Source organism: Aliterella atlantica CENA595 (assembly GCF_000952155.1).
GTDB lineage: Bacteria > Cyanobacteriota > Cyanobacteriia > Cyanobacteriales > Chroococcidiopsidaceae > Aliterella > Aliterella atlantica.
In genome coordinates, this window is sequence record NZ_JYON01000009.1 from 110,704 (window position 1) to 131,973 (window position 21,270).

Genomic DNA, 21,270 nt, shown 5'->3' on the forward strand with positions numbered 1-21,270 from the left:
AAGCTCGTTCTTTGCACAACAATTGTTGATGCATTAAAGTACGCAGCTAATGCACTCAAACAATGTATGAGTAGGGTCGAGCCAACTACAAAGTAACGATCTTGAGTTTGTGACTATTACCTCAAGGCTACATCTTTTCTTTCCAGCAAAATGTTAGGTTTCGTTAAAAACATTCACAAAATTTACTTTCTGCCTGCAATGAGTAAAATGAACTTCTCGCATAAAACGCAGATAAATGCAGATTGAAATCTATGTGATGCTGTATTAGCGAAGTTAAGTAAAGCACTCTTATTATTTATGCAAGAGGTCTAACATATAAAAATAGAAGCAAAAAGATATTTTGCTCCTACTCTTAGGAAAAGGTCAAATAATCGTAAAACTTCTGACCTTTGTATTTACTTCTGCTATGGAGTTAGCGTTACTCAAACTGCTACTGGCTTTAACTTTTCGATTGATTGTTCCATTTGCGTAGCAATTTGTTTTTGCTTATCTGTAGAGTTAGTTTCTAAGTAAACGCGCATCAATGGTTCGGTTCCCGAAGGACGTAACAATACCCAGCTACCATCTTCTAGGTAAAGCTTGATGCCATCTTTACGTCCAACCTCTTTAACTTTAATCCCTGCAACGTCTGCGGGAGGATTGTTAGTAAAAGATTCGATTGTCGCGGCTTTATGGGCATCATCTAGGTGTAAGTCTAGACGCTGGTTGTACAAAGGTCCATCAGCTTCAGCAATGGCTTCTGCTACTAGCTGACTTAATGGCTTACCTTCATAGGCGATCGCTTCTGCTACGAGCATATCTGCTAAAATGCCATCTTTTTCAGGAATATGCCCGATTACGCTTAAACCGCCGGATTCTTCACCGCCGATAAGTACCTCAGTTTCGCGCATTTTCTCGCCGATGTACTTAAAGCCTACGGCTGTTTCGTAAATCTTTAGCCCGTATTTAGCCGCTAAGTTGTCGAGTAAATGGGTTGTCGCCACAGTACGAACAATTGCTCCTGTTTTGCCTCTATTTTTGCTCAAATGACGTGCCAACAGTAGCAAAACGGTGTTTGGCGATAGCATATTACCTTGTTCGTCGATGATACCAAAGCGATCGCTATCTCCATCTGTTGCTAGTCCAATATCGGCATTATCTTTCTTGACTGCCTCAGCTAGTTCGACTAATTGTTCGCCCTTGGGTTCTGGCATTCCACCGCCAAATAGTACGTCGCGGTAGGTGTGGAAACTTTCTACGTCACAACCGCAATGCTGCAAAACTTCATCTAAGTAGCCGCGAGACGTTGAATATAGCGCGTCATACTTTACCTTCAAACGAGCGCTACGAATTCGCTCGACATCAAGGATCGTGTAGATAAATTTGAGATACTCTGGTTTGGGGTCGAAAGTTGAGATTTTATCTGCTACTTTGTTCGTAACTGGCGTATCTGCTGCGCCTTCAAGATTTGCCACAATTGTATCTGTAATCTCTGGTGTGGCAGGTCCCGCATAATCGGGAATATACTTAATTCCACAGTAGGGCGCGGGATTGTGGCTAGCAGTAAACATTAACGCCCCAGCCGAATTGAGATGACGGGCATTGTAGGCAATTACAGGTGTAGGACAATCGCGATCGCAAATCTTAACAGTCCAACCTAAATCTGCTAGAACCTCGGCTGCGCTATAGGCAAACTTCTCCGCTTGGAAGCGAGTATCGTAAGCGATAAGAACCGGACGGTCTTTAGAGTAAGCGGTTTCGAGGTAACTTGCGATCGCTCTAGTTACTTTTCGTACATTGGGAAAAGTAAAGTCATCGGCAATAATTCCTCGCCAACCATCAGTGCCGAATTTAATTTTTTGAGAATTGCTAATACTGCTCATCCTTTGCCACTCAAGGAAGTGTTTATCATTAATAGTACAGGAAGCTTCTCCCTTTGCGATGTGTTAAGAGCGATCGCCTTGAGTTGGGACGCACCTGTAACCCTAAATTTCTTTTATAGGGCAATGTAGTTACTGAAACTGAGTGATGTTTGTTCTTGGGCGACCGTTTGCCAGCTATCATCTTTGGTCATTAGTTGCGCCAGCAGTGGGGCAAGAACGCTGGCATTGCCAAATGAAGCGAGGATTTATTAAAGCGCGGCAAAAAGAACCAATAGTTCAAGAACTCCTTGCCCAAGCTACACCACCGCAGCGGATTGGCATCCTTGCCCAAAAAGGCGTGTATGAATTTCACCACCATAGGGAATTACTAAGTCAAGCTGACGGTGTAGAAAAAGTTGCCCAGTTATTAAAATTGAGCAAAACAAGCGAGGAAGTCCAGCAGCGAGTAATTCAAATTTTAAAGAACTATCACGGCGATCCTGTATTGGCAGGCAAGCAGATCGTGCAATTAACGCGCGGTGATGAGGGCTTCCCCAGACCAATTTTCATTAAACAAGTTGAGTATCCATTTCGCTTGTATGCGGCTATGGACTGCGTTTTTAGCGAAGCTGGAAGCAGGTTGCATATTCTGGATTTTAAGACTGGTAAGTCAGCGTTTGACCAAAGGCAAGCTTTAGTATATTTAGTAGCTGCGCGTTACTTGTATCCGCACCACAAAGCGGTTGCCTCTTTCTACAATTTGGAAAGGTGCAAGAAGTCAGCCTTAATTACTGTTAGTTCTAGCCAGCTAGATACGATTGAAAATCAACTGGCAGTAGTAGCGCAAAAACACCAGCAAGATTTGCGGAGATACGAACAAAAGCCAGTTAATTTTAGTAAGATTTTTCCGCCTAATCCTGGTTCTCACTGTCGTTACTGTTCTTTTAGTTCTATTTGTGAATTTTCTACTGCTAAGTCAGATTGTGGAGAAGCTGAGATAAAGCCTATGGGATAAATACATATCGAACGCAGATAAACGCAGATGGCAAGTAATGAGGCTACGAATTTTCTGTTTCTGCGGTAGGCATAACGATCGCTAAGGCTAATTTATATAGTTCGCTGCGGGAATGAGCGGTAACTTTTGCTAGCTGGCGGCTAGCTTGCGATCGCGATACCCCTCCTTGCATGATTTTGAGCAACTCGGCGTTGAGTTCTACTTCCGAAAGGTAAGGTAATGCTGGTGGAGTGCCTGCTACAACTAAAGTGTATTCGCCTTGGGGTTCGCGCTGCTTGCAACGAGCGATCGCTTCTTGCAATGTTCCTCGCCAAAATTCCTCATGCAATTTAGTTAGTTCTCGCGCTAGTACGATTTGTCTTTCGATTCCCAAAGCTGCGGCTAAGTCTTTTAGTGTTTGTTGCAAGCGGTGGGGAGATTCGTACAATACTATTGTTCTGGCTTCTGTTTGCAGAGATTCTAAGCGGTTTTTTCGCTCTTGTCCTTTGACGGGTAAAAATCCCTCAAAGATAAATCTATCTGATGGCAATCCACAGGCGCTAATAGCCGTAGTTACGGCGCTGACACCAGGAATAGGGACTACTGCAATACCAGCATCAACGCAGGCTTTGACTAATTCGTACCCAGGATCGGATATACCTGGCATTCCGGCATCTGTTACTAGAGCGATCGCTTTTTTACTGGCTAAATGTTCTAATATCTCTGGAGTACGGCTGCTATGGTTGTGGTCGTGATAACTAATTTGCGGTGCTTTTACTTGAAAATGCTGTAATAATCTGCCTGTATGGCGCGTGTCTTCAGCGGCGATTAAGTCTACATTTTGTAAAATTCGTACTGCTCGATAAGTTATATCTTCTAGGTTACCTATGGGCGTACCAACTATGTAAAGCGTTCCTGGTTGTGGTTCAGAGGTCATTTATGTTATGGGATTTGAGCGAACTTATAACGGGTTATTTGTTGGCTTGACAACTTTGGACACTATATATCTAGCTAGTAATGTACCTACTAACAATCAAAAGATTGTTGCTTCAGATTTTACAATCGCCGCAGGTGGTCCGGCGACAAATGCAGCAGCAACTTTTAGTTATTTAGGCAACCAAGCAACACTTTTGGCAGCTTTAGGAACTCACGCAATTGCCGAAGTAATTAAGTCAGATTTAGCAAAATGCCAAGTTGCAATCGCTGACCTTGCACCTAATAATTCTCAAGTACCACCTGTTTCCTCTATTATTGTTACTCAAAGTACCGGAGAAAGGGCTGTAGTTTCTCTCAATGCTGTTAAAACTCAAGTAGATAGTAGTGATATTCCTGCTGATATTTTGACAAATACTGATATTGTTTTGATTGACGGTCATCAAATGGCAGTAGGACAAGCGATCGCTCGGTTAGCCAAATCTAAAAATATTCCTGTTGTAATTGACGGTGGCAGTTGGAAATCGGGATTTGAGCATATTTTACCTTTTGTAAACTACGCTATTTGTTCTAATAACTTTTATCCTCCCAACTGCAACAGTGTCACAGAGGTATTTGCTTTTTTAGATAGATTTGGTATTAATAATATTGCCATTACTCGTGGTGGGGATTCGATTCAATACTTAGAAAATAGCGAAATTAAATATACAGATGTTCCTCAAATAAAAGTTGTAGATACTCTAGGTGCTGGCGATATTTTTCATGGAGCTTTTTGTTATTACATAATGCGTAAAAGTTTTGCTAATGCTTTGATTGCGTCTGCAAAAGTTGCAGCTAATTCCTGTAAATTTTTTGGGACGCGAATGTGGATGAACCAGGGTCAACTATAGGTATAAATTGATGCCAGAATTACAAGAAATATTAGCGATCGCTCGTTCTATTGGTTGGGGTGCATCCTACCTTTTACGTTCTTACTATCATGGAGCAATTAATGAGGGAAAATTAGATATTCAAAACAAAAAAGATGGTCCGGTAACTGCTGCTGATATTGCTATAGATCGATATATTTTAGATAGATTAAAAAGTAATTTAGGCGAACAAGATTTTGGTTATATTAGCGAAGAAACTTACAAAGAGCAATCTCAGCAATTAACTCAAGAATTGGTATGGATTATCGATCCTTTAGATGGTACGCGAGATTTTATCGATCGGACAGACGAATACGCAATTCATATTGCTTTAGTCAAAAATCACCGTCCAATTCTTGCAATAGTTGCATATCCTGAAATAGAAAAGTTATATTATGCAACGCTTGGCGAGGGTACTTTTGTAGAAACTCGCAGCGGACAAATTACGCGCTTATCAGTATCAGAACATAGCCAATTATCAGATTTAACTGTAGTTGTTAGCCGTACTCATAGAGATGAAAGGTTTAACTATCTTCTGCAAAAGTTAGATTTCAAAAATCAACAATGTGTTGGTAGTGTGGGTTGTAAAATTGCCACAATTGTCGAGCAAAAAGCAGATGTATATATTTCCCTTTCTGGTAAATCTGCTCCTAAAGATTGGGACTTTGCTGCACCAGAACTAATATTGACTGAAGCTGGCGGACAATTTACTCATCTTGATGGTAGTCCTTTGCAATACAACCAAGGTGATGTAAATCAATGGGGTGGAATAGTTGCAAGTAATGGAAATTGTCACGCTCTAATTTGTAGCGAGGCGGAAATAATTTTAAGTGAGTTAGAGTCTGCGGAAAAATCCAATAAATAGTGCTAGTAAAAACCCTACTAAGACTTATAAGCTTAAGTAGGGCAATTTACATTATTTAGATTTCAGCTACGGCTCTTTCTATTAAACGTCGCGCCAAAGTTTGCGTACCAGTATGTTCGTAATAGTTGGTACTGACATCAATAAAGGCAGCTAAATAATCTAACTTATCGTCAGCAATTTGTACGACTCTTTGCAAATTACTGACAACTTTTTCGGGTGTTAAATTCCGCGAAGTTACTAAGTTACTCATCCAGCCTTTAACAGAATCGAAACTTTGATTAATAAAGCCAAGTTTGCCCGCAGAACTACCGCCAGGAATCTCGTTATTGATGTTTTGGAAGGTAGAATTACGTTCCAAATCTTGCGGCGTAGTTTGACTTAAATTCGATTGCACTTTCATAATAAAGTCAGGTCCTAACGGAATTAATCCGTCAACGCAAACTAAAGCAACCATCCGCATCAAAGATTCGCCACTATACTCACCTAAAGAAGCAACAAAATCGCCAATACTGTCGCCAGGAATACCGTTGATTTGACAAAAAGCTACTAATTCAGCGACTAACTTCAAACTTAAGTCAATAGTTTGCGCTTTATCGGCTTTGGGAGTAACTTTGTTTAAAAAACCTAAAAGCGGGATCGATTCGCCTACTTTACTAGCTAAAGCTGCTGCGCCAAGTGCTTTATCTGTAGTATCTACAGTTTGATAAAGCCACATTGCTCTTTGATAACCTTGCGAACGGTCGTTATAAAGGTAAATTGCTCTTTCGCCAATTTGTTGAATTAAACTTTCGTCAGTTTCACCTGTAACGGTGCGAATTGTATTTTCAAAGCCGACTAAATTGTTCCACTCGCCAGGAGCAACAAAATCTAGCGATCGCAACATGGAAACAGTCAAGTTATTAGTTGGCAATTCATTCACCAACTCAAAGATAGGTTTGCTCACATCAGCCTCCAAATCAAGTACAAAAACCGCTTACCCTAACTGCTATTGCAGCCTAGAAAGTCCTTTGAGGTTGAACTTTTGCAACCAAGCTTCGCGATCGCTTTGAGTAAACGACGCATCGCGCGAAGATATTTTTACTTGGTAGCGATCGCCAACTAAAATAGCTGTATTATTTCTCCCCTGATTTACTGCGGGAAATCCGGCGATCGTCAGCTTGCTGTTTTGGAATTTAGCTGCTGGGTTAGCGCCACCTGTTACACCTTGGGTATCGGAAATAGATAAAACAGCTACATCTTTACCTGCTTTCTTTAACTTCGCTTCAGCAAAGCCTTTTTTCTCTTGGGTGTAAACTCGCTCAAACCCTGCTTGAGTAGGAGGAAAATATCTATTGAAACTACTACCTTGAGTTGCATCTTTAGCAACTGCTTGACCGCTTCTTTGTTGGCTGCTTTCTTGCTGCGCTTGGTCAAAACGCGAGGGTGCTTGTGTAGCGCAGGCTGTAACTAGCAGCATCACTGAGAGTAATAAAGCCGCTACAACCCTGCGCGCATTACGAAATGTCATAACCGCCTCCTGATATTTATTAGCCGATTATTGCCTCGATTTAGGCAAATATGTTTTTTTCTTCCACTTTCCGCAACAACTAGCATTAAGCTGCATTGCGGCGAGCAATTACAGCATAGAAAGGATCGCTACCACCCGCACCTAACCACTGGAGTAAATTGGTGGGAGACTTGCGTTCGATAACTTGAGGTGCGCTAAATCCTGGTACTGACTGAAAGTAGCTTTTGACTAATTCCACCCGACTAGCTTCCGATCCTTCTCGCCAAGCTTGAATCGCTTTTTCATAAAACATCCGGTTAGAAAAGCTAATGATTGCGATTCCCCCAGGTTTGAGGATGCGGTGAATCTCTGTAAATATTGCTTCTGGATACTGTAAATACTGCACCGAAACGCAATTTAATACTGCGTCAAAGTCTCTATCTGGCAAGGGTAACTTGGGGTTGGCGTTCAAATCTTGAACGAAGTAATGGTTCAACCGAGGGTTGCTAGCAAGTTCCTCGCCGTTGAGTCCGTGTCCTTCTACATGAGCAAATTGCATCTCATCGGGTAAATGTGATACCCAACTGCTCATCATATCTAATATCCGCGTATTAGGTTGCAATGACTGGCGATACAAGTCCGTCAGCTGTTGAATAAAGCCTTCATCAACATGGGTCACAAATCGCGGATAGGCATAAAACTGTTTGTCGTCTGTAGCGTCTAATTTGGTGCGCTGTTGCGGTCCAAGTGGCATTATTGTGTAATAAGTCTAGCTGTACTCTTTCCAGTCTAGAAAAACTTACCCGTTGTAAGCGCAAGACTGTACTTAAAATACAGCTATTTTCTCCAAATCAAGTTAAAATAATAGTACGCACACTAAGTATTTTGCAAATGCCTTCTACACCTGTCGAGCAAACACCTGTATATCAGTGGCAGCAAGTTTTAGCACCGTATAACATGGGTTATCGAATTAAGCTGCTATCGCAACTGCTGACACGCGCTTTTTCCGATCGCTTAGAACCATTTGGCTTAACTCCTTTTCACTGGTTGGTACTGTGCTGTTTGTGGATCGAAGACGGTTTACCAACTTCCAGTATTGGGGAAAAGTTGCAACAAGTAGGTGGAACTTTGACAGGCGTACTCGATCGCATGGAAGAAAGACAGTTGATCCGCCGCGAAAGAGATCCTAGAGATCGCCGGATCTGGCGCATTTGGCTAACTGATGCGGGAAAAGAACTAGAAACTGTTTTACCCCCAATAGCGGCGGAACTTAGGGAAAAAGTATTGCATGGTATTTCCGAGCAAGATCGCGAGAAAATGTCGCAGCTTATAGATTTGGCGATCGCGAATATGTCTTAGGTGTAGCGAACATTAGCCAAACGGTAGGCGAAGATTCGTAACTTTTCAGTTTTAATTAATATTACGCATAAGAGATAATTACGTACAGATAACATTTACATAAATATTACGTACGCTAAGTAAATTATTAAAACTCGCACATTATGGAGATGACAATCATGGGTACATCTTTGAACGGTAAGCAAGCAGTAGTAGAGCCAGAAGCAATTAAAGAATTAGCTGCAGAGGTAGTAGTAGTTAAAGCGCCAGAAATTCAAATAGCACCTCCAGAAAAGCAAGAGGAGGCAGCACCGCCACCAGAGAAACCAAAAGCAAAGCGCAAGCCAAAGGGGTTAATTTTAGCTGTATTAGGCGTAGGCGCGCTCGCATCTGGGGTATTTGGCTATAGATATTGGCAGTATGCATCGAGCCACCAAACTACTGATAACGCTACGGTGGCGGGACATATTTACCAAGTAAGTGCCAAAGTTCCTGGTACAGTAGACGCGGTTTTGGTTGACGATAACCAGTTGGTGCAAAAAGGACAGCTATTAGTCAAGCTCGATCCGCAAGACTATCAAAATAAAGTGCAGCAAGTGCAAGCATCGATTCAAGCTGCTAAAAGTCAAGCAGATGCAGCACAAGAGAACATTAACTTAGCCGCGCAAAATAGCCAAGCGCAGAATACCCAAGCACAAGGAAGCGTTAATAGCGCGATCGCAGCGATCGCTTCCGCACAAGCAGCAGTAAATGAAGCCCAAGCTGGGATTCCCGCCGCGCAAGCAGAAGTAGCACAAGCACAAGCAAACTTGCAAAAAGCGCAAGTAGATTACAACCGCTATCAATCGTTATTTAACCAAGGAGCGATCGCGCGTCAGCAGTTAGATACAGCAAAAGCAGCTTATGAAGTAGCAAGAGCGCAAACTAAAGCAGCACAGCAAGGAGTAGCACAAGCGCAAGCTAAACTAGCGCAAGCCAGAGAAGGCGTAACCACAGCGCAAGCGAATTTAGCCGAATCGAGAGGTAAATTGCAGCAAGCAACAGCTACAGGCGTGCAGACTAATGTAAATAGAAGTCAGTACCAAGCAGCCAAAGCAGCGATCGCCCAATCAGAAGCTAGTCTTAAAGATGCTCAGTTGCAGCTATCTTATATCAAGATTACCGCGCCTAGTAGCGGACGAATTGGACGTAAATCTGTGGAAGTTGGGCAAAGAGTGCAATCAGGAACGCCGTTAATGGCGGTTGTGGGTAATGAATATTGGGTAGTTGCCAACTTTAAAGAGACACAGCTAGAAAATATGCAGCCTAACGAGGAAGCAGAAGTTAAACTTGATGCTTTTCCCCACCACACTTTTACAGGGCGAGTAGAGAGTATATCGCCAGCTTCAGGCGCTCAATTTGCCTTGCTACCCCCAGATAATGCTACGGGTAACTTTACTAAAATTGTTCAGCGTGTTCCCGTCAAGATTGTTTTAGATGCCCAAAGTATCAAGGGATACGAATCGCGGATTACTCCAGGAATGTCGGCAGAAGTAGAAGTGACTATTAAGTAGAGTTTTAATGCTTTTAGATGTTGCAATTCTAAACATTCCAGCAGATAGAGGCGTTCATCAGCCGCGATCGGCAAACTCTAGGTGTACGGAGTAGCAAGCATGACTAAAATATTAACTAATTTTTGGACGGGCATACCTGCCTTGCGATCGCGAAATTACCGACTATTTTTTGCGGGGCAAGGTATTTCTTTAATTGGTAGTTGGATGACTCAAGTTGCTACAGTGTGGCTCGTCTACCAGCTAACCAATTCACCTTTAATGCTAGGGGTAGTAGGTTTTACCAGCCAAATACCTAGCTTTTTTCTTGCTCCTTTTGGCGGCGTATTAGTAGATCGTTGGAATACTCGAAAAATATTAATTATTACGCAAGTATTGGCAATGATGCAGTCTTTAGCACTAGCCGTACTAGCACTAACAGGCACGATCGATATTTGGCATATTATCTTTTTGAGTTTATTTCAAGGTGTAATTAATGCTTTAGATGCTCCAGCTAGGCAAACTTTTGTTCCCGAAATGGTAGAAAAAAGAGCAGATTTAGCAAGTGCGATCGCGCTTAATTCTTCGCTAGTAAATGGGGGGAGGTTAATTGGTCCGGCGATCGCAGGTATTGTAATTGCTAGAGTTGGGGCAAGTTATTGTTTTTTGATTGATGGCATCAGTTATATAGCAGTAATTGCAGCGTTCGTGGCAATGAGGGTTAAACCCAAACAAATAACTGCTAGAACAGGTAATGTACTACAAAGATTAAAGGAAGGCTATATATACGCTTTTAATTCGCCTTTAATTCGCTCGGTATTATTGCTATTAGCATTATTTAGCTTAATGGCGACACCTTATATTACGCTTATTCCTATTTTTGCAACTAAAGTTTTAGGCGGCGATGCTCATACTTTAGGGTTTTTGACTTCAGCATCAGGAGTTGGCGCATTAATAGGCGGCATTTATTTAAGTACCCGTAAAAGCGTACTTGGTTTAGGAAAAATCATTGCTTTTGCGCCCGCGCTGTGTGGAACTGGCATTATTGTCTTTGCTTTATCGCGCACTTTATGGCTATCGATATTGATGCTTTTGCTAGTTGGTTTAGGTTCAATATTGCAAATTTCATCGAGCAATACAGTTATTCAAACAATTGTTGAAGATGACAAACGCGGTCGAGTAATGAGCTTATTTACCATGTCATTTCTAGGAATGTTCCCATTTGGCAATTTAATTGCAGGCATTCTTGCCGAACGCATCGGCGCACCATATACGTTAATAATCGGCGGAGTTTTTTGTATTTTAGGCTCTCTGCTGTTTGCTAAATACTTACCGAAAATCAGACAAGCAACTCGTTCAATTTATCAACAAAAAGGCATTATCCCAGCTTCGCATAGCACATAGCTCGATCTACCCAAGGAAGTACGGCAATGGCTGATACAGGAGCAGTTAGACAACCAAATAATACTATGCGATCGCCCCAAGTTCCCCTCAAAAGCTGGATTGCTGTTGGCGGAGCGATGCTAGGCGCGTTTATGGCGGTGCTAGATATTCAGATTACCAATGCTTCACTTGAAGAAATTCAAGCCGCTTTAGGAGCAACATTAGAAGAAGGTTCTTGGATTTCTACCGCCTACTTGGTTGCAGAAATTGTAGTAATTCCTTTAACGGGGTGGTTGTCGCGGGTATTTTCTACTCGGTTGTATTTGTTGGGAAATGCGATCGCATTTATCTTCTTTTCTGTCTGCTGTGCGTGGGCGTGGAATCTGCCCTCAATGATTGTTTTTCGCGCCTTGCAAGGCTTTACGGGCGGAGTTTTGATCCCGATGGCTTTGACAATTTTGCTGACCACCTTACCGCCTGCCAAGCAGCCAATTGGTATGGCAATGTTTGCGATTACAGCGGTATTTGCTCCAGCTATTGGTCCTACAGTAGGAGGATGGTTGACAGAAAACTTTAGCTGGCACTATATCTTTTATCTCAACGTGATTCCAGGATTAGTGCTTGTAGGGGCAATTTGGTATGCACTCGCACCTCAACCAAAGCAACTGCATTTACTCAAACAAGGAGACTGGTTGGGGATTATTTCGATGGCGATTGGGTTGGGTTCTTTGCAAGTAGTTTTGGAAGAAGGAAGTCGCAAAGATTGGTTTGGTTCGCCTTTAATTGTCCGGTTATCGATAATTGCGGCTATTTTCTTGACAGCGTTCTTCTGGATTGAACTTACCCGCAAGCAACCTTTTATTAATCTGCGTTTATTGGCAAGGCGGAATTTTGGTTTAGCTAGTATCGTTAATGTTTCTTTGGGTATTGGGCTGTATGGATCGGTGTATGTTTTGCCGTTGTACTTAGCTCAGATTCAAGGCTATAATCCGTTGCAAATTGGCGAAGTAATTGCCTGGCTAGGATTACCTCAATTGCTCGTTGTTCCCTTAGTACCAAAATTGATGCAGCGCATTGATAGTCGCTTGTTGATTGCATTTGGTATCAGTATGTTTGCAGTTAGCTGTTTTATGAATTCAACGCTAACCCACGACACGGGTATTGATGAATTAAAATGGTCGCAATTGGTACGGGCGATTGGACAGCCGATGATTTTTGTACCGCTAACAACGATCGCTACAGCAGGAATTGAAAAAGAGCAAGCGGGTTCTGCTTCTGGTTTATTTAATATGATGCGTAATTTAGGCGGTTCTATGGGGATTGCGGCGCTAGCAACGCTATTAACTAGGCGAGAGCAATTTCACTCCAATCGTTTAGGGGATTCAATTTCGTTGTATGACTTTAATACTCAACAGCGCATCGACCAGTTGACTCAGTATTTTGTTAGTCGCGGCGCAGATATGAATACAGCGCACGATCGCGCGATCGCTTCTCTAGGTAATATTGTCCGTCGAGAAGCTTATGTAATGGCGTTCAATGATTGTTTTTACTTTATTGGCATTGCTTTATTGTTAAGCGGCGTAGCGATTATCTTCTTTAAGAAAACTAAGGCAACTGGCGGCGCTGTCGCTCATTAAGTTGCAGCTATTTGGTCTGTTTTTGCTGCCATGATAAAGTCGTTGCGGTGCAGTCCAGAAATGGCGTGAGTCCACCAAGTAACTGTTACTTTTCCCCATTCTGTAAGTAAGGCGGGGTGATGTCCTTCTGCTTCTGCAGCTTCGCCTACTTTGTTAGTAAAAGCGATCGCACTGACAAAATCAGGAAACTTGTAAATACGTTCTAGGCGCGATTGTCCGTCTACATCAATAATTTGCCAATCGGGAACTTGGGGATGGAGTTCGGCGATATCTTCTTTGGTGACGCGGGGTGCATCTTTATGACAGGCGGTACATTTTTGCTCTGTTAATTGCATAAGTTAATTTGTAATTGAAAGAACTTGCTTAGTTAAGACAATTTGCTCTTGAGTAAATGCTGCTTGTTGGAGATGCGCCAGGAAAGAAGAATCGCTATATAGAGGATCTAAGTTCAATGCTTTACGGTAAGCCAGTTTTGCAGCAGTGCGATCGCCCATACTCCAATAATTCATTGCTTCAGCTACCAAAGGATGAGGATTGCTAGGTTCTAAAATAGCAGCTTTTTTTGCCGATGCGATCGCAAGTCCATATAATTGCAGGCGGTGCAAGGATAAGCTTAAGTTGTAATAAGGGATTTCGTTTTTTGGCTCTAATATTGCTGCCCAAGTGTGAACCGTAACTGATTCAGGCAGATATCCGCTGACTAAATAAACAATTCCTAATGCATTTAAAGCAAGTACAGACTGCGGATCGCGGTAAATTACTTGTAGTAGAGATTGGGCGGCGGCTTCTTCTTGCCCTGCTAAATGCTGCGTCCAACCTAATAATACTCGCCCAGAGGAGTTTTGCGGTTCGAGTTGAACGGATTTTTTTAAAGCTGCGATCGCTTCGTCATACCTTCCCGCAGCGCGATGAGATAATCCCAAGGAACGGTAATCGCTAGCTGAAGTTGCTGCAAACGCTGGTTTTAAGCTAATTGAGACTATTGCAGCAATCAGAATGTTAATAATGGCAACTTGCATCAAATTTGCCCTAACTAATTACTAACTTCAACTATTGTCCCATCTGGGGCGAGTTTGAAAATAGCGATCGCATCTTTTCCTTGTTGCACGTTAGCCAGACAGCAAATATCTGTGACTGTACCAGGTGAAAACGATACTTGATTGCGATAGCTTTTGTGCATATGTCCGCACAGTACCAATTTAGGTTGGAGAAATTCAATCAACATCCGGGCGTACTCATTGCCTAAAACCTCGTATTTGAGACTGGGAAGCCACTGCTGAAAACTTTCTATATCGTCTGCTGCTATCGTGTCTGTTGACCATTCATGTAGCATTAGGATGTCTGCTGACTGAAAATCTAATGCGCGATCGATATCAGATTGGATGAAACCAATGTAGTCTTTATTTGAACGGCTGCCAATTTGAGCGATATCAGGTCTTGCTGTATGCAAAAATAGATTTTCTCGATAGATACCAGAAAGTCCAACTATTTTTAGTCCTGCTAGTTCGCAAAACCCAACTCTACCCAAGTAATAGCAGTTTTTAGTTACTTCCCCACCTGCTGGCATTAAGTCTAAAAATCCGTAAGGTTCGTGATTGCCACCAATAAAGTAGATTTGCCAAGGAAATTCTGCCTTTTTGCTGTAAAAATCACTAAATTCTCCTAATTTACGGTAACGATTAGGTGCATCCATTGTGGCTAAATCGGCTTGTTGGCGATGCGGTTCAAAATCACCTACTTGAAGAACAAACGCTAGTTTTTGCCGATCGCGTGATTCCCAAGCTTGGAGTAAGCCTAACATGGCGTACATATGCCCGTGAACATCGCCGACAGCAGCAAAATAAATGTCTTGTTGATGGCTGGGTATATTTTTATTCATACACCCAGCCTAACGTTTAACCTTCACTACGCAGTTTATCTAGTACGCCGCGATCTTCAAGAGTAGAAGTATCGCCAGAGACTTCTTGCCCTGCTGCTAAGTTTCGCAATAAGCGCCGCATAATCTTACCAGAACGGGTTTTGGGCAAAGCATCGGTAAAACGGATTTCTCCAGGGCGGGCGATCGCTCCTATTTCTTTAACTACGTGCTGTTTGAGTTCTTTACTTAGTTCGTCGCTAGGGCTATAAGTGCCTTCTAAAGTGACAAAAGCAACTATGTCTTCGCCTTTGATTTCATCTGGCTTGCTAACCACCGCAGCCTCGGCTACCGATGGGTGAGACACTAAGGCTGATTCAACTTCCATCGTGCCTAATCTGTGTCCTGAGACGTTGATTACATCGTCAACGCGCCCCATTACCCAAAAATATCCGTCTTCATCTTTTCTTGCTCCATCGCCAGCAAAATAGACATATTTCCCATCTTTAGGTGGTATATGCTCCCAATAAGTGCGCCGGAAGCGGTCAGGATCGCCATAAACAGTCCGCATCATGCCTGGCCAAGGGTGACGTACCACCAAGTAGCCGCCTTCGTTGTCGCCTACGCTATTGCCTTCTAAATCGACAACATCAGCTAATATGCCTGGGAATGGTAATGTCGCCGAACCAGGTTTAGTGGAAATCGCCCCAGGTAAAGGTGTAATCATAATTCCGCCTGTTTCTGTTTGCCACCAAGTATCTACTATTGGGCAATGTTCGCCGCCAATTACTTTGTGATACCACATCCAAGCTTCGGGGTTAATTGGCTCTCCTACGGTTCCTAGCAAACGTAATGAAGATAAATTTCGGGCGTTGGGCAGTTGTTCGCCCATTTTGATAAAGGCTCTAATTGCTGTAGGTGCTGTATAGAAGACGGTAACGCCGTATTTTTCAATTACATCCCACATACAACCTGGATTGGAAGCGCGAGGAGCGCCTTCATACATTAGGGTTGTTGCTCCGTTGGAAAGCGGACCGTAAACTATGTAGCTGTGTCCGGTAATCCAGCCTACATCGGCAGTACACCAATATACATCTGTATCTTGCAGATCGAAGATCCATTTAGTTGTCATATGAGCGTACAAGTTGTAACCTGCGGTTGTATGTACGACTCCTTTGGGTTTGCCCGTACTACCAGATGTATAAAGGACAAATAGCATATCTTCGCTGTCCATTGGTTCGGCTGGGCAGTCGGCTGATACTTCTTGTTGCAACTCGTGCCACCACAAGTCGCGTCCTGATGTCATGCTAGTTTCTTGTCCTGTACGCTTGACTACTAGGACTTTTTGCAAATTTGGCACTGCATTGTTGGCTAAGGCTTTGTCTACCTGCTCTTTGAGGGGGACGATCGCATCTTTGCGCCACCCGCCGTCGGCTGTAACTACTACTTTGGCTTGAGCATCATTCAACCTGTCTCGCAATGCTTCGGCGCTAAAACCCCCAAATACTACGCTATGCGCTGCGCCTATTCTGGCACAAGCTAGCATAGCGATCGCAGCTTCGGGAATCATGGGCATATATATGCCTACGCGATCGCCTTTTTGTACGCCTAGTTGCTTAAGTGCGTTGGCAAATTGGCAAACTTCTCGGTGCAGTTGAGCGTATGTGAGGGTGCGCGAGTCGCCTGGTTCTCCTTCCCAAATTAAGGCGGCTTTGTTTTTGCGCCAGGTTGTGAGATGGCGATCTAGGCAGTTATAGGAGATGTTTGTTTTGCCGCCGACAAACCATTTGGCAAAGGGTGGTTGCCAATCTAGCACTTTGTCCCACTTTTGAAACCAATGCAATTCTTGCTCGGCTAGTTCTGCCCAGAATGTTTGGGGATCGGCTTTGGCGCGATCGTATAGTTGTTGGTAGTCTTGTTTGCTCTTAATCTGGGCTGTTTGCGAAAATTCAGCGGGTGGATGAAATAAACGCTTTTCTTGTAGGATTGATTCAATTGTGGGCTGTGACATATTTTTGCTGTAATCGGTTTTGCTCAAAAATATTTTGAATGTAGTTTTGCACTATTGAGTTTGCTTTTCTTTAAGTTGGATCGAACCGCCCAGACGCATAAGGCGCAGAGGAATTGAGGTGTATAGTTTGTAGAGTTTTTGTGAAACTGTAGTTAATTTTTGTTGCGGCTTTTATGGTTTCTATTGCTCGTAAGCATTTGCTTGAAGATATTCCTCGCTTTTTGGTGGCTCAGGCGGGGATTATGTTTGCTGTAAGTTTGGTGACGATTCAAGCTGGAATTTTTACGGGGTTTATTCGTTCTACTACTCAGTTAATTGATAATTCTTCGGCAGATATTTGGCTGGCTTCGGCAAGTTTGGTGCATACTGAATTAACTTTGCCTATTCCTTTGGCTCATCTAAATCAAGCTAGGGAGGTAGAAGGGGTAGAACGGGCGGAAGCTTTGATTATTAAAAGCGGTGTGTGGCGCGATCGCACTGATGAAATTGCTGTAGTTAGGCTGGTTGGTTTCGATCCTGATGGTCGGTTGTTTATTCCCCAAAATATTACTCAAGGTAGTTTGAGCGCTATTAAGGCTCCTTATACGGCGATTGTAGATAGCACTAATCTAAAATCTTTGAATGTTAGTAAAGTTGGCGATGTAGCTCAAATTAGTACGTTACCTGTAGAGTTAGTTGGCTTAACTCAAGGAAATCGCTCGATTGCGTCTAATCCTTTTATATTTACAGATTTGGCAAATTCTAATGCTTATGCTAATTCAGGACAAGTAGCAAATTTATCTTGCAAGTTGCCTTCTGGTTCTGGTGATATTCAATGCACAAATACTTTTACTAAGCCAGATCCCAATGCTACTGAGCCTCCTAAAGACTTGACTTCTGCTGATACTATTAGTTTTATTTTGATTCAAGCGCGATCGGGTGAGAATATACAAGCTCTGCAACAAAGGCTAGAGTCTGCTATCCCTGATACTCGCGCTTATACTCGCGAGGAGTTAACGCAAAAAACTCAGCAATTTTGGCAGCAAAGAACTGGTATCGGCTTTATTCTTGGCTTGGGTGCTGGTGTAGGTGTGATTGTTGGTGGCATTATTGTCGGACAAATTCTTTACTCTTCTGTGTCCGATCGCCTGCAAGAATATGGAACTCTTAAAGCAATGGGTGCGTCCGATCGTATTATCTACGGTGCGATTGTCGAACAAGCTGTCTGGATGGCTGTTTTAGGCTATTTTCCAGGAATGGCTCTATGTTGGGCTGTAGGTATTTGGACGTTCGCTACTCAAGGAATTGTGATTTTAATTACCCCAACTATTGCGATCGCTGTTTTTGGCATATCTGTTGTCATGTGTGTCGGTTCAGCTATTTTCGCTATCCAGAAAGTTATCCGTCTCGATCCAGCTACGGTATTCAAAGGTTAAATATTTGCCCACTTACATACTCACCTTTCGCATTTCTACTTATATAGGTATGCCGGAAGCTATAAGTGTCCACTATTGCTAGCTAGTAAAATGTAGCGATAGCAATAATAGTCAGTAAACACACTATCTTGGCATGAGCTTTGCTGGTGCTTTGAATAAACTTAAAGAATTTTAATATAATGAGTGCTTCGCGAAGTAGATTTGCTCCTTATAAGCAATTACCTAATCTTGGTTTAGATACATCTACTACCCAAATAGGAGCAATTGTTGCTCAAGGGATAGAGATGGAATTTAAATCTCAAAAACGTTGCTTCCAGGTTTTGAAAGGTATAGACCTATCAATTTCTGAAGGTAGTATTGAGTTATTAATGGGTCCTTCTGGTTCGGGCAAAACTACTCTACTGTCAATTTTGGCTGGATTAATGACTCCAACAAAAGGCAAAGTATATTTGCTAGGCGAAGACGTTACAGCTATGTCTCGCGCTCAGTTGGCTAAGTTTAGACAGCAAAATATTGGTTTTATTTTCCAAAACTTCAACTTATTTCCGGCGTTGACAGCAATCGAAAACGTAGAAATAGCGCTAAATATTCAAGGTGTGCGCGGTAAAGTAGCGCAAGAAAAGTCGCGCGTATTATTAGAACAAGTTGGGTTAGAAAATCAAGCAAATCAAAAGCCTGGTGACTTATCCGGCGGGCAAAAACAGCGAGTGGCGATCGCTAGGGCTTTGGCAGGAAACCCGCAATTAATCATGGCAGATGAGCCAACAGCGGCTTTAGATTCTCGCAGCGGACACGCTGTAATAGAATTATTACGGTCTTTGGCAAAAGAGCAAGGTTGTACTGTGTTGATGGTAACGCACGATCCCCGTATTGTGGATGCAGCCGATCGCATTACCTATTTAGAAGACGGAATGTTGAAGCAGTAGTTAGCTATTGGCAACAAGTTCGGCTAAAGTTTCGGCAACTGAGCGTGGTTGCCAACCCAATTCTTGCCGAGCTTTAGTAGCATCTACGCGCACGCAGCGATCGTAAATGTAGTGAACTCTTTCTCGGCTTAATGGCGGCTGAAATTTAAATATCCGTCCAATCGGATCGAGCAAGTTTCCAGCTAACTTAACTACAAGCTTGGGCGCTTCTTGAGGGGCGGTTATACCTGTTTTTTCTGCCATTTGGGCAAACATTTCGCGGGTTGTTAAATCCCCTGCCGAGATGATGTAATGCGCCCCAGATGTGCCTTTTTCGGCGGCTAGAATCATTGCATTGGCTAGATCGTCTACGTGGACTATACCTGTAACGCGATCGCCTCCTGCCCACAATTTCAATCTACCTTTAAGGAATTGCTGCACTACAGGGGCAAAATGCGGATCGTCAGTGCCAAAAATTCCTGATGGCAAAATGCTAACTACTGGTAATCCTTGAGTTGCAAATTCATCTACTAATACTTGGGCTGCGTGTTTGGTGCGATCGTATGCTGAGGAGAAGTTTTGCTGAGTGCGCTTGAAACTTTCATCTACAACTTTGCCTGCAGTGTCGCCAAATATGCCAATAGTGCTGCAATACACCATTTTTGCCACACCAGCAGTTTGAGCAACTTCTAACAGTGTGCGGGTTCCTTCTACATTTACCCGTGTCATTTCTGCGTCATTTACTATGCCTAGCTCTACATAAGCTGCGGTATGGAATATTACGTCTACTCCTGCGATCGCTTGTTGCAAAACTTCTTTGTCGGTAATTTCGCCATATACTAGCTGCAATTGGCAATTAGCTAGACGTTCGAGGTTGCTCGATTTTCGCACCAACCCGACAACGCGATCGCCTCTTTGTTCTAAAGCTTTGACTAAATGAGAGCCTGTAAAACCATTTGCTCCTGTTACTAGCGCTTTCATAAGGCTTTTTCGTATATGCGGTAAGTCTTGTAGATTTTTGCGCCGCCAGCTTCTATTAGTTTGCGCGAAGCATCGTTGTCTTCATAAACCCAGGAAAGTTCTGCCCACTCGTAGCGTTTGTTCTGCTTATTTGCGCCTTGTAGCCCCAAATGTACTACTGCTAAAGGAACCATTTTTCGGCGGTATTCTGGCAAAGAACAAAAGGCGATTACTCGCACGCGATCGATTTTACGGCGATACCACAATAATTTGAGAATTCCCAACCAATCTAATTTGCCGTTGACTTGTTTGAGTGGAACGTTGTAATCAGGTATAGCCATGAAAAAGCCAACCATTTCGCCATCGCATTCGGCGATCGGAAAAATGTCAGGATCTACTATACTTTGTAGCTCTTTTGCTTCGGCTAAAAATTCTGCCTCGGTGCGCGGCGACGAACTCCAATTATTGACAAAGGCGCGATTGAAGAGGTGATACAACTTGATACAATCTTCTTCAAATTCTTTACCTTTGAGTCGCATCGGACGAAATGTAACGCCAGATTTGCTAGCGATGCGGTAGCCTCTTTCAAATTCGCCAGGAAAGTCTTGTTTTAAACCAAACTTGTAAGCATAAGCATCTTTAGCTTTTTGCCAACCATCCTTATCCATAAATTTTGGATAATAAGGTGGGTTGTAAGGCATCATCATTATCGGTTCGGAGTCAAAACCATCGATTAATAACAAGCAATTATTATGAGTAGAAAGATCGATGGGACCTCTAGCTACTGTCATACCTTGTTCTTTTAGCCATTGACAAGCAGCGTTTAATAAGGCTTGAGCAACTTCAAAGTCTTCTACGCATTCAAAAAAGCCAAATACACCAACGTTTTGATTTTCTCGCTCAATCAGCCTATTGTTGACGGCGGCGACAATCCGCCCGATCGCTTGTGGGCGATCGCCTGTTGATAGAGCAATAAATTGTTGCAGCTTCCCATACTGCAAAAATGGATTGTCGGGTGCAAAATTTTTAGCAATGCTACTACGCAAGGGTTGCACCCAATGAGGATCGCCCGCATAGATTAGCTTGGGTACATCCAAAAATAACTCGTTATCTGCTGGAGTTTTAACTGTTTGGATTTGGAAAGTTGCTGTTTTTAACATTTTTTACCTATTTTTAGCAACAATAATTAGCTGATAGCCGTTGCTAACAG

20 protein-coding genes are annotated in these 21,270 nt (G+C 42.8%); 9 read left to right on the top strand and 11 right to left on the bottom strand.

All coding sequences use genetic code 11. From position 1 onward, the window contains the following. Positions 1–422: 422 nt before the first annotated feature. Positions 423–1,862: a phosphoglucomutase/phosphomannomutase family protein gene (locus UH38_RS10535; RefSeq protein ID WP_045054617.1), complete on the bottom strand. Its 1,440-nt coding sequence runs from the start codon at positions 1,860–1,862 to the stop codon at positions 423–425. Positions 1,863–2,007: 145 nt separating this feature from the next. Here UH38_RS10535 and UH38_RS10540 point away from each other — a divergent pair, with 145 nt between their 5' ends. After that, a complete protein-coding gene (locus UH38_RS10540) occupies positions 2,008–2,856 on the top strand; it encodes a PD-(D/E)XK nuclease family protein (RefSeq protein ID WP_045054618.1) in 849 nt (282 codons plus the stop codon). Positions 2,857–2,899: 43 nt separating this feature from the next. Here UH38_RS10540 and rsmI read toward each other — a convergent pair whose 3' ends face one another. Further along, positions 2,900–3,772, bottom strand: a complete 873-nt coding sequence (gene rsmI, locus UH38_RS10545) for a 16S rRNA (cytidine(1402)-2'-O)-methyltransferase (RefSeq protein ID WP_045054619.1) — start codon at positions 3,770–3,772, stop codon at positions 2,900–2,902. Positions 3,773–3,779: 7 nt separating this feature from the next. On the opposite strand from rsmI, the gene UH38_RS10550 reads away from it, so the two are divergent. Then, the gene (locus UH38_RS10550) at positions 3,780–4,658 is read left to right on the top strand and encodes a sugar kinase (protein WP_045054620.1); all 879 of its coding nucleotides are present in this window, start codon (positions 3,780–3,782) and stop codon (positions 4,656–4,658) included. A 10-nt stretch (positions 4,659–4,668) separates the two neighbouring features. Beyond that, positions 4,669–5,541 carry a 3'(2'),5'-bisphosphate nucleotidase CysQ family protein gene (locus tag UH38_RS10555; protein ID WP_045054621.1) on the top strand — a complete coding sequence of 291 codons (873 nt, stop codon included), beginning with the start codon at positions 4,669–4,671 and terminating at the stop codon, positions 5,539–5,541. A 55-nt stretch (positions 5,542–5,596) separates the two neighbouring features. Here UH38_RS10555 and UH38_RS10560 read toward each other — a convergent pair whose 3' ends face one another. From UH38_RS10560 to UH38_RS10570, 3 genes are all read right to left on the bottom strand, one after another. Continuing rightward, entirely contained in the window at positions 5,597–6,484 is an 888-nt protein-coding gene (locus UH38_RS10560; RefSeq protein WP_045054689.1) for a hypothetical protein, read from the bottom strand. A 42-nt stretch (positions 6,485–6,526) separates the two neighbouring features. Next, on the bottom strand, positions 6,527–7,048 hold the full coding sequence (locus UH38_RS10565) for a hypothetical protein (protein WP_045054622.1): 522 nt from the start codon (positions 7,046–7,048) through the stop codon (positions 6,527–6,529). 85 nt (positions 7,049–7,133) lie between these two features. Beyond that, complete coding sequence (locus UH38_RS10570; protein WP_045054623.1) at positions 7,134–7,781, bottom strand: class I SAM-dependent methyltransferase; 648 nt, start codon at positions 7,779–7,781, stop codon at positions 7,134–7,136. 137 nt (positions 7,782–7,918) lie between these two features. Here UH38_RS10570 and UH38_RS10575 point away from each other — a divergent pair, with 137 nt between their 5' ends. From UH38_RS10575 to UH38_RS10590, 4 genes are all read left to right on the top strand, one after another. Next, positions 7,919–8,386 (top strand): MarR family winged helix-turn-helix transcriptional regulator, encoded by a 468-nt coding sequence (locus tag UH38_RS10575; protein ID WP_045054690.1) that lies wholly within the window; start codon positions 7,919–7,921, stop codon positions 8,384–8,386. A gap of 158 nt (positions 8,387–8,544) precedes the next feature. Beyond that, positions 8,545–9,918 (top strand): HlyD family secretion protein, encoded by a 1,374-nt coding sequence (locus tag UH38_RS10580; RefSeq protein WP_200892385.1) that lies wholly within the window; start codon positions 8,545–8,547, stop codon positions 9,916–9,918. Positions 9,919–10,017: 99 nt separating this feature from the next. Then, positions 10,018–11,298 (top strand): MFS transporter, encoded by a 1,281-nt coding sequence (locus UH38_RS10585; RefSeq protein WP_045054625.1) that lies wholly within the window; start codon positions 10,018–10,020, stop codon positions 11,296–11,298. A 26-nt stretch (positions 11,299–11,324) separates the two neighbouring features. Next, a complete protein-coding gene (locus tag UH38_RS10590; protein ID WP_045054626.1) occupies positions 11,325–12,914 on the top strand; it encodes a DHA2 family efflux MFS transporter permease subunit in 1,590 nt (529 codons plus the stop codon). Here UH38_RS10590 and UH38_RS10595 read toward each other — a convergent pair. The 4 genes from UH38_RS10595 to acs are packed head-to-tail and all read right to left on the bottom strand — an operon-like array spanning position 12,911 to position 16,780. Then, positions 12,911–13,249, bottom strand: a complete 339-nt coding sequence (locus tag UH38_RS10595) for a 4a-hydroxytetrahydrobiopterin dehydratase (protein WP_045054627.1) — start codon at positions 13,247–13,249, stop codon at positions 12,911–12,913. The two genes, UH38_RS10590 and UH38_RS10595, sit on opposite strands and share 4 nt — an antisense overlap. A gap of 3 nt (positions 13,250–13,252) precedes the next feature. Beyond that, complete coding sequence (locus tag UH38_RS10600; protein WP_045054628.1) at positions 13,253–13,933, bottom strand: tetratricopeptide repeat protein; 681 nt, start codon at positions 13,931–13,933, stop codon at positions 13,253–13,255. A 14-nt stretch (positions 13,934–13,947) separates the two neighbouring features. Continuing rightward, positions 13,948–14,793 carry a metallophosphoesterase gene (locus UH38_RS10605; RefSeq protein WP_045054629.1) on the bottom strand — a complete coding sequence of 282 codons (846 nt, stop codon included), beginning with the start codon at positions 14,791–14,793 and terminating at the stop codon, positions 13,948–13,950. Positions 14,794–14,809: 16 nt separating this feature from the next. Further along, the gene (acs, locus tag UH38_RS10610; protein ID WP_045054630.1) at positions 14,810–16,780 is read right to left on the bottom strand and encodes an acetate--CoA ligase; all 1,971 of its coding nucleotides are present in this window, start codon (positions 16,778–16,780) and stop codon (positions 14,810–14,812) included. A gap of 173 nt (positions 16,781–16,953) precedes the next feature. On the opposite strand from acs, the gene UH38_RS10615 reads away from it, so the two are divergent. Then, positions 16,954–18,195 (top strand): FtsX-like permease family protein, encoded by a 1,242-nt coding sequence (locus UH38_RS10615; RefSeq protein WP_045054631.1) that lies wholly within the window; start codon positions 16,954–16,956, stop codon positions 18,193–18,195. 179 nt (positions 18,196–18,374) lie between these two features. Then, positions 18,375–19,121 (top strand): ABC transporter ATP-binding protein, encoded by a 747-nt coding sequence (locus tag UH38_RS10620; protein WP_045054632.1) that lies wholly within the window; start codon positions 18,375–18,377, stop codon positions 19,119–19,121. On the opposite strand, the gene UH38_RS10625 is transcribed toward UH38_RS10620, so the two are convergent. Then, entirely contained in the window at positions 19,122–20,081 is a 960-nt protein-coding gene (locus UH38_RS10625; protein ID WP_045054633.1) for an NAD-dependent epimerase/dehydratase family protein, read from the bottom strand. Then, positions 20,078–21,220 (bottom strand): hypothetical protein, encoded by a 1,143-nt coding sequence (locus UH38_RS10630; protein ID WP_045054634.1) that lies wholly within the window; start codon positions 21,218–21,220, stop codon positions 20,078–20,080. Before UH38_RS10630 ends, UH38_RS10625 begins: the two co-directional genes overlap by 4 nt. Positions 21,221–21,270 lie beyond the last annotated feature (50 nt).

Excerpts from the sequence above, each read along its gene's own strand:
- UH38_RS10535 (WP_045054617.1), bottom strand. The coding sequence starts at position 1,862 with ATGAGCAGTATTAGCAATTCTCAAAAAATTAAATTCGGCACTGATGGT.
- UH38_RS10540 (WP_045054618.1), top strand. The coding sequence starts at position 2,008 with ATGTTTGTTCTTGGGCGACCGTTTGCCAGCTATCATCTTTGGTCATTA.
- rsmI (WP_045054619.1), bottom strand. The coding sequence starts at position 3,772 with ATGACCTCTGAACCACAACCAGGAACGCTTTACATAGTTGGTACGCCC.
- UH38_RS10550 (WP_045054620.1), top strand. The coding sequence starts at position 3,780 with ATGGGATTTGAGCGAACTTATAACGGGTTATTTGTTGGCTTGACAACT.
- UH38_RS10555 (WP_045054621.1), top strand. The coding sequence starts at position 4,669 with ATGCCAGAATTACAAGAAATATTAGCGATCGCTCGTTCTATTGGTTGG.
- UH38_RS10565 (WP_045054622.1), bottom strand. The coding sequence starts at position 7,048 with ATGACATTTCGTAATGCGCGCAGGGTTGTAGCGGCTTTATTACTCTCA.
- UH38_RS10570 (WP_045054623.1), bottom strand. The coding sequence starts at position 7,781 with ATGCCACTTGGACCGCAACAGCGCACCAAATTAGACGCTACAGACGAC.
- UH38_RS10575 (WP_045054690.1), top strand. The coding sequence starts at position 7,919 with ATGCCTTCTACACCTGTCGAGCAAACACCTGTATATCAGTGGCAGCAA.
- UH38_RS10580 (WP_200892385.1), top strand. The coding sequence starts at position 8,545 with ATGGGTACATCTTTGAACGGTAAGCAAGCAGTAGTAGAGCCAGAAGCA.
- UH38_RS10585 (WP_045054625.1), top strand. The coding sequence starts at position 10,018 with ATGACTAAAATATTAACTAATTTTTGGACGGGCATACCTGCCTTGCGA.
- UH38_RS10590 (WP_045054626.1), top strand. The coding sequence starts at position 11,325 with ATGGCTGATACAGGAGCAGTTAGACAACCAAATAATACTATGCGATCG.
- UH38_RS10595 (WP_045054627.1), bottom strand. The coding sequence starts at position 13,249 with ATGCAATTAACAGAGCAAAAATGTACCGCCTGTCATAAAGATGCACCC.
- UH38_RS10600 (WP_045054628.1), bottom strand. The coding sequence starts at position 13,933 with ATGCAAGTTGCCATTATTAACATTCTGATTGCTGCAATAGTCTCAATT.
- UH38_RS10605 (WP_045054629.1), bottom strand. The coding sequence starts at position 14,793 with ATGAATAAAAATATACCCAGCCATCAACAAGACATTTATTTTGCTGCT.
- acs (WP_045054630.1), bottom strand. The coding sequence starts at position 16,780 with ATGTCACAGCCCACAATTGAATCAATCCTACAAGAAAAGCGTTTATTT.
- UH38_RS10615 (WP_045054631.1), top strand. The coding sequence starts at position 16,954 with ATGGTTTCTATTGCTCGTAAGCATTTGCTTGAAGATATTCCTCGCTTT.
- UH38_RS10620 (WP_045054632.1), top strand. The coding sequence starts at position 18,375 with ATGAGTGCTTCGCGAAGTAGATTTGCTCCTTATAAGCAATTACCTAAT.
- UH38_RS10625 (WP_045054633.1), bottom strand. The coding sequence starts at position 20,081 with ATGAAAGCGCTAGTAACAGGAGCAAATGGTTTTACAGGCTCTCATTTA.
- UH38_RS10630 (WP_045054634.1), bottom strand. The coding sequence starts at position 21,220 with ATGTTAAAAACAGCAACTTTCCAAATCCAAACAGTTAAAACTCCAGCA.